The following is a 7770-nucleotide window of genomic DNA, read 5'->3' on the forward strand; positions in this document are numbered from 1 at the left end:
CCACTGACAAACTTATGCTTACTGTATTTAACCCGGGCCACCGCTTACATCACGGCATCGAGCTAAAGGACGGCGCATTGACGCCGTCATTCGAGAGTCCGAGCCGTGCCGATACGGTTCTAGCTCGGGTTCATACGAGTGTGCTTGGCGCGGTGATCGCCCCCGCCGAACACGAAAGATCCAGCTACGTCAAAGCGCATAGCGAGCGGTATGTCCGCTTCCTCGAGACTGCCTGGACGGCTTGGGCAGATACAGGTAGGAAGCATGATGCACTGCCGCTCGTGTGGCCAGTCCGTGGACTACGCGACGATATAGAGCCGTTTTCGATAGATGGGAAGCTCGGTTTTTATGCCATGGATGCCGGCGCACCGATCGCAGCGGGCACCTGGGACGCCGTGAGAGGCAGCGCCGACGTGGCGCTAACCGGTATGGACGCATTGGCCGCAGGCGCGCGCGGCGTATTTGCGCTGTGCCGGCCGCCGGGCCATCACGCGGCGCGCGAAACCATGGGCGGCTATTGTTATTTGAACAATGCGGCGATTGCGGCACAGCGGTGCATCGACGGCGGCGCCAAACGCGTCGCGGTGCTGGACGTCGATTTTCATCACGGCAACGGGACGCAGGACATCTTTTATGAGCGATCCGATGTGCTGTTCGTTTCGTTGCATGGGGAGCCCACCGTCTCTTATCCGTTTTTCTCGGGCCATGCGGACGAGCAGGGCGCGGGAGCCGGTCTCGGTTTCAACCTGAATTTCCCCTTACCCCAAGGCACCGCGTGGGATGTCTACGGCGCGGCGCTCGCGCAAGCGTGCCAGCGAATTCGGTCGTACGGGCCCGATACTCTTGTCGTATCGCTAGGCGTGGACACGTTCAAGGACGATCCGATCAGCCACTTCAAGCTCGAAAGCGGTGATTTTGCGCGCATAGGCTCGGCGATTGCGGCGATTGGGGTGCCTAGCCTGTTTGTGATGGAAGGCGGGTACATGGTCGAGGAAATCGGCATCAATGCTGTCAACGTATTGCTCGGTTACGAAGGGCGCCAATGACGAACACAAACGATACGATGGCACCGGCTCGCGCCGATGTGCTCGACGAGACGATCTCGCGCAAGCAGATGAGCGCGCTGATTACCAATGCGACCCAGGCGGGCAAGCCGCTCGTTTTCGAAGGATGCGATTTCGAGGGGGAGGACCTGTCGCGGCTCGACATGCGTGGGTTCGAATTCAGGAACTGCACGTTCCCGGAAACCACATGGTATGCAGCGATTTTGTCGCAAAGTATCTGGACACGCTGCCGAGGCCGTCAAGCCAACTTCGAGGCCGCTGAGCTGATCGATGCGCAGTTCGAGCGCTGCGACCTGAACAACACGAACTGGCGACGGGCCAAACTGGCCTGCGCTTCATACAAAGGGTGCAAGCTCACCGGCGCAAGCTTTGAAGAGGCGGCATACCTCGCGCTATCGTTCGAGGACACGCTGCTCGTAGGTGCCGATCTGCGCAAGATGTCGTTTCGCAAGATGCGCCTGCAGCAGCTCGATTTTTCCGACGCGGACCTGTCGGGATGCGATTTTCGCGAAACGGTTTTCGAAGGCGGCAGTCTGCGCGATGCCCACTTGAAGTCGGCGCGTTTCGACGGCGCGGACCTGCGTGACGCCGATATCGGCGGTCTCAAGTTGCTCGATGCCAAGCTGTTCCGCGGCGCCACGATCTCTCATCAGCAAGCCGCGGAACTGCTGGGGGAACTGGGATTGACGGTGGCTTGAAGGTGTCCAGCCCGCAGATGCTCCACCAGCAGGCGCGCCGCGACCGGCAACGAAGCGTACGCGCGCACGCAGATCGCCAGTTCCCGCTTGGCCCACGGTTCAGCCAACGTAATGCCGCGCAGCTTGAGCGCCTTCAGATACAGGCTCGCGCTTTGGCGCGGCAGCACGCCGATCCCCAACCCCGCCGCCACCATCAGGCATAGCGCATCGTAGCTGGTGACTTGGATGCGCATTCTCAGCGGCAAGCCCGCTTCGGAAGCGGCGCGCCCGAGCGCGTTGTTGATCGCGCTGCCGGTGTGGGCTCCCACGAATTCATACTGCAACGCTTCCTCGAATCGGATCGTGCGTTTCTTCGCCAACGCGTGACCGCTCGGCACCACGACCATCAGATTATCCTGATGATAGGGCAGGTACTCCACCTCTTGACCGTAATCGCCGACCGCGATCAGTCCCACATCGGCGGTGTTCTCGGCCACGGCCTTCACGATCGCTGAACTGATACGTTCTTCCAGCCGTACTTCCACTTGGGGATGCACGGCCAGGAACGATTCGATTTCGTTGGGCAGGAACTGCGTAATGGCCGATATATTGGCAAAGATGCGTACATGGCCGCGCGTGCCAGCCGCGTAGCTGCGCATCTGTAGCGCTATTTCGTCGAGATCCTGCAGTACGCCGCGCGCCATCCCGACCAGCGCATAGCCCGCTGCAGTAGGCGCTATGCCACGGTTGCTGCGGCTGATCAGGCTCACGTTCAGTGCCGCTTCCAGCTCACTGATGCGTTTGCTCACGGCTGAGGTCGCGAGGTACTCGCGCGCAGCCGCATCGGCGATCGAGCCTTCCTCGATCACGGCGACGAAGAGCTTCAGCGAGACGGGGTCCAGTTTCATTCGGTATCCCTTGCAGCAGCCATCGCAGAACGCGATGGCAGGATCGTATCTTACGGCTTTACACCATTTTGTGCACCCGCCATTCTGCAATTACGCCAGCGCCACGCACTCACGCGATGGTTCCGCTGCAACTCAATAGCTAATACAAACTCAGTATCGGGAGACAGGTTTTGTCTACACAGGAATTGCCCCTCAAGGGCGTCAAGGTCGTCGAGTTGGGCACCCTGATTGCCGGTCCCTACGCCGGCGCGCTGCTTGCGCAATTTGGTGCCGAAGTCATCAAAGTGGAGTCGCCGGGAATCGGCGATCCGCTGCGCAAATGGCGCAAATTGCACAACGGCACGTCCTTATGGTGGTACTCGCAGAGTCGCAACAAGAAGTCGTTGACCGTCAACCTGAAGTCGCAGGAGGGACAGGACATCGTCAAGGATCTCGTCAAGCACGCGGACATCGTGATCGAGAACTTTCGTCCCGGCACGCTCGAAGGGTGGGGGCTGGGTTGGGAGCATCTGTCGGTCATCAATCCGGCGCTTGTCATGGTGCGTATTTCCGGCTACGGCCAGACTGGCCCCTACAGCGATCGGCCCGGTTTTGCCGCGATTGCCGAATCGATGGGTGGGCTGCGCTATGTATCGGGCTACCCGGATCGGCCGCCGGTGCGTTCGGGGGTAAGTATCGGCGACACGCTGGCTTCGCTCTACGGCGTGATCGGCGCGTTGATGGCCATGCACCACCTGAACCAGAATCGCGGGCGCGGCCAATTTATTGACGTTGCGCTGTATGAATCGGTATTTGCGGTCATGGAAAGCCTGATCCCTGAGTACTCGCTGTTCCAGCATGTGCGAGAACGAAGCGGGGCAAGCCTGCCTGGCATTTCTCCATCCAACACTTACCCGAGCGGCGACGGGCAATACGTCATCATCGCCGGCAATGGCGACGGCATCTTCAAGCGTTTGATGCTGGCGATCGATCGGCCCGACCTGGCCGACGATCCGCGTCTGGCCCACAACGACGGTCGTGTTACGCACAACACAATGCTGGACGACGCGATCGGCAACTGGACGCGCCAGCACTCGCGCGAGCACATCCTGGCAGTGCTGGAAAAGGCCGACGTGCCCTCGGGAAAGATCTATACCGCTCAAGACATCGTCGAGGACCCGCAATATAAGGCCCGCGAAATGATAGAGCGCGTGGCGCTCGATGATGGCACGCCTGTCGATTTCCCGGGCATCGTGCCCAAGCTTAGCGCCACGCCGGGCGCAACACTCACGCCAGGGCCGGCGCTGGGTCAGCATACCGACGAGATCCTGGCTTCGCTGGGCTACGCACAGGAAAGAATCGCCGCGCTGCGCGAACGCAGCGTAATTTAACCGGAGTTTAAACATGCTCTTTTCCCCGCAGGGACAGCGTGTCTTCATCAACGACGTGGCGGTGCGTGATGGTTTCCAGATCGAAGCGAATTTCATCCCGACGGAAGAAAAAATTCGCCTCATCGATCAGCTCTCGCATACCGGCCTCAAGAAGATCGAGATCACGTCCTTTGTTTCGCCCAAGGCGATTCCCAACCTGCGCGATGCCGAAGCGGTAGCGCGCGGCATCGAGCGGGTGGCCGGCGTCACCTATGTGGCACTGGTGCCCAATGAACGTGGCGCTGAACGCGCATTGGCATGCGGGCTCGATGAAGCGAATCTGGTGCTCTCGGTCAGCAAGACGCACAACCTGGCGAACATGCGCATGGAGCCGGCGCAATCGCTGCAACGCTTCAGGAACGTGATGGACTTGCTCGCGGGTAGCGCCCTCAAAGCGCATGCGACGATCGCAACGGCGTTCGGTTGTCCGTTCGAGGGCGCGCAAAGCGAGCAGGCTGTGCTCAGCGTTGCGACCGAGTTGCGTGAGATGGGGATTACTTCGATCACACTGGCCGACACCACCGGAATGGCGGCGCCGTCGCGAGTTTATGCGCTGACGCAGGCATTCATCGCGGCGTTTCCTGACGTTGCGTTGACGCTGCATTTTCATAACACGCGCGGTATGGGACTGGCCAATGTGATGGCCGGACTTCAAGCCGGCGCCACGAGCTTCGACGCGTCGTTGGGTGGCCTCGGCGGTTGTCCATTCGCACCGGGTGCGACCGGCAATATTTGTACCGAAGATACGGTGCACATGCTGCAGGCCTGCGGCATCGACACCGGCGTCGATCTCGCGCGCTTGCTGGCAGTGGCTCGGCAGTTGCCAGCCATCGTCGGTCACGACGTTCCAGGGCAAATCATCAAAGCCGGCACCAGCCAGGATACCCACCCGGTACCTGCTGGTGTGCTGTGCGCGTAACACCTATAAAAAATAATTCGAGGAGACACAATTGGATACTCACGCCCAAGCCTATGCGCCTGCCGCTCAGACCCTCACGGAATCGCAGGTGTTGCGCAAGATAGCGTGGCGCCTGATACCGCTGATCATCATTTGTTACCTGTTCGCGTACTTCGACCGGATTAATATCAGCTTCGCCAAATTTCAGATCCAGAGCGACCTCGGTTTCAGCGATACGGTCTATGGTCTGGGCGCCAGCATCTTTTTCATCGGCTATGTGTTGTTCGAAGTGCCCAGCAATTTGCTGCTGCACAAATTCGGCGCGCGCAAATGGATCGCTCGCATCATGGTGACCTGGGGTATCGCCACGGCCGCCATGATGTTCGTGCATAGCGTGGGGGCCTTTTACCTGCTGCGCTTTTTGATCGGGGCGCTGGAAGCGGGCTTTGCCCCCGGGGTGCTTTACTATTTTACCCAGTGGTTTCCGGCGAGTTTTCGTGGCCGTATCCATGGGTTGTTCTTCCTGTCGATTGCCTTTGCCGGGGTGCTCGGTGCGCCGGCGTCCGGCCTGATTCTCGCTCACATGGATGGGGTTGCAGGCATCAGCGCCTGGCACTGGCTATTTCTCGCGGGCGGCTTGCCCTGCGTGTTGCTGGGCATCGTGGTGTTCTTCTATCTTGAAGACAATGTACGCGACGCGCGTTGGCTAAACGATCAGGAAAAGGCCATGATCGTCAGGCAGCTCGACAACGACACCCGCCATATCGCCAGCCATACGCTGCTCAGCGCGTTCAAAAGCCCCGCGCTGCTTGCACTTGCACTAGTGTACCTGCTGGTGCAGATCGGCTCGTACGGCCTGAACTTCTGGATGCCACACCTGATCAAGATGTCGGGCGCTACCAATCCTGTCCATATCGGGCTGATTACCGCGATTCCCTATCTGGCTGCGGCTATCGGGATGGTGGTGGTGGGTCGGCTGTCGGACCGCACGGGCGAGCGGCGTGCATTCCTGGGCGGCCTGATGTTGCTCGCCGGCGCAGGTTTTGTCGGGGCGGGCATATTCGAACACTCGACCGTTGCGTTGGTCGTCTCGCTCACGGCCGCAGGCGCGGGGGTGATGGTGTCTATCCCCATGTTCTGGACGTTGCCGGCGCGTTTCCTGACCGGTGCGGGTGCCGCAGGTGGTATCGCATTGGTCAACTCACTGGGCCAGCTCGGCGGCGTGATCAGCCCTTATATGGTGGGCAAGATCCACGATGTCACAGGCAGCACCACGCCAGCGGTGTATGCGATCGGCGTGCTGTGCGTCATCTGCGCCGCCATTGTGTTCTTTGCATTACCCAAGACCTTGCGAGGGCGCGACCGCGTTTCTGATTGAGCGGGAGGCGCGGGCCGAGATCAATAACACGGCGGATCGATAACCCGCGGACGGCCCGCGTGCTCCAACCCTCAGGCTTGGGGCGCCACCTCGATCTCGCCCGAACCCGCTGGAATTTGTTCGCACATCGCCGCATACGACACGTACCCCGAAGCCTGCGCCATCAACTCCAGCGCTTCAGCCTCGGACGAGGCCTCGAAAGAACCCAGTACCGTGCCAGTGATGATATTGGTAATCGTGTAGGTCATGGGCTTCCCCTTAAAGTTCTTCGTTGTCGATGTATGAGGTATAGACAACGATTGACGGTAAGAGTTACATCCGTTTGCTTTGGTAGGCCTACCGCAGGCATTTATCGACGCCGCAAGAATCGAGCAGGCAGACGCGGAATCGACATGACGAGCGCGAGCACGGCGATACCCGCGATAATGCCCATCAGGCGTTCGAAGGCTAGGCCGAGGTCGGAGGCCCAAGGGTGATCTTGAACAAACACCATGATGAAGGCCACGGTGAACTGGGTGCCGATATAGCTGGTTTGCGGGCCGGCCTGTATATACGATCCCAGCCAAACGCCTCCCGCCAGCATGACCAAGCTCCATCCCGGATAGGGTCCGGCGATATGCAGCAGCGCAAAAGCCAACAGGCCCGCCAGCAGACAGCCTAGAAAGCGGTGCATCATGCGCGTGGTTACCGCGCTGGTGATCGCATCAGGCGCTGCTTGCAACGGCACGATGAGGACGGCGATTACGCTGACCATCGCCTGGGGGAAAATGCTCAGGCGCAGATAAATCGCGAGCAGCGATAACATCACCACGGCAATCGCAGCCTGAGATGCAAGCAGGGCGCCCGCGGCGTACTGCGGTGAGACCAGGCGTGGATCGGCGTTTTGTGCGATGGAGGGTGCTGCCGCTAAACCCGCAGCAGCAGATGCCGTCGAACGCCCAAGAGCCCGACGTACAGAACCTCGAACGACGGGATCGAAAACTGCCGCGACAGCGACACACGTGAGCGTCCCAACGGCGACATCGACGACGCGCGAGATCGCGAAATGTGAAAGAGGGGTTGTGCTACGAAATCCTTCGAAGAAAATCATCACGAAAGTGACCGTCATGAGTGTCCAGGCGTAGCCATAGCTGAAGATCAATGACGCGAACATGCCGGCCCAGGTGGCCACGCACAGCACCACGACGAACCCGAGAGGATGGCCCGCGGACCATGGTGCAATCCAATAGCCGAGCAGTGCACCGCACACGGTGCCCACGACTCGATGCACACCGCGCTGCACGGAATCGCTCCAGCCGCTGCGCATGACCATGAAGGCACTGATGGCCACCCACCATTTGTCGTCGCAATCCAGTAGATGCGCGACGGCCACGCTTAGCGTGACCGACAACACACGCTTGATCGATTCAAGCGTCAAGAATCTGCGCCAGACGATG

The 7770-nt window shown here is 60.1% G+C and carries 8 protein-coding genes; 5 read left to right on the forward strand and 3 right to left on the reverse strand.

The features are described 5' to 3' along the window. Positions 1 to 14 precede the first annotated feature (14 nt). Positions 15 to 1046, forward strand: coding sequence for a histone deacetylase family protein (locus GSQ77_RS13315; RefSeq protein ID WP_158902773.1), 1032 nt, complete (start codon positions 15 to 17; stop codon positions 1044 to 1046). Further along, positions 1043 to 1762, forward strand: a complete 720-nt coding sequence (locus tag GSQ77_RS13320) for a pentapeptide repeat-containing protein (protein WP_254067579.1) — start codon at positions 1043 to 1045, stop codon at positions 1760 to 1762. The genes GSQ77_RS13315 and GSQ77_RS13320 overlap by 4 nt, the downstream gene beginning before the upstream one ends. On the opposite strand, the gene GSQ77_RS13325 is transcribed toward GSQ77_RS13320, so the two are convergent. Next, on the reverse strand, positions 1714 to 2649 hold the full coding sequence (locus GSQ77_RS13325) for a LysR family transcriptional regulator (protein ID WP_158902775.1): 936 nt from the start codon (positions 2647 to 2649) through the stop codon (positions 1714 to 1716). The two genes, GSQ77_RS13320 and GSQ77_RS13325, sit on opposite strands and share 49 nt — an antisense overlap. Positions 2650 to 2819: 170 nt before the next feature. On the opposite strand from GSQ77_RS13325, the gene GSQ77_RS13330 reads away from it, so the two are divergent. The 3 genes from GSQ77_RS13330 to GSQ77_RS13340 are packed head-to-tail and all read left to right on the forward strand — an operon-like array spanning position 2820 to position 6334. Then, the gene (locus tag GSQ77_RS13330) at positions 2820 to 4019 is read left to right on the forward strand and encodes a CaiB/BaiF CoA-transferase family protein (RefSeq protein WP_254067580.1); all 1200 of its coding nucleotides are present in this window, start codon (positions 2820 to 2822) and stop codon (positions 4017 to 4019) included. A gap of 13 nt (positions 4020 to 4032) precedes the next feature. Next, the gene (locus GSQ77_RS13335; protein WP_158902777.1) at positions 4033 to 4977 is read left to right on the forward strand and encodes a hydroxymethylglutaryl-CoA lyase; all 945 of its coding nucleotides are present in this window, start codon (positions 4033 to 4035) and stop codon (positions 4975 to 4977) included. 31 nt (positions 4978 to 5008) lie between these two features. Continuing rightward, a complete protein-coding gene (locus GSQ77_RS13340) occupies positions 5009 to 6334 on the forward strand; it encodes an MFS transporter (RefSeq protein WP_216854888.1) in 1326 nt (441 codons plus the stop codon). A 71-nt stretch (positions 6335 to 6405) separates the two neighbouring features. Here the strand turns inward: GSQ77_RS13340 and GSQ77_RS13345 are convergent, their stop codons facing one another. Next, entirely contained in the window at positions 6406 to 6582 is a 177-nt protein-coding gene (locus tag GSQ77_RS13345) for a hypothetical protein (RefSeq protein ID WP_158902779.1), read from the reverse strand. A 101-nt stretch (positions 6583 to 6683) separates the two neighbouring features. Further along, on the reverse strand, positions 6684 to 7770 hold a 1087-nt coding region (locus GSQ77_RS13350; protein WP_216854889.1), incomplete at its 5' end, for an FUSC family protein.

The sequence above is a fragment of the Burkholderia sp. L27(2015) genome (assembly GCF_009765705.1).
Lineage (GTDB): Bacteria > Pseudomonadota > Gammaproteobacteria > Burkholderiales > Burkholderiaceae > LMUX01.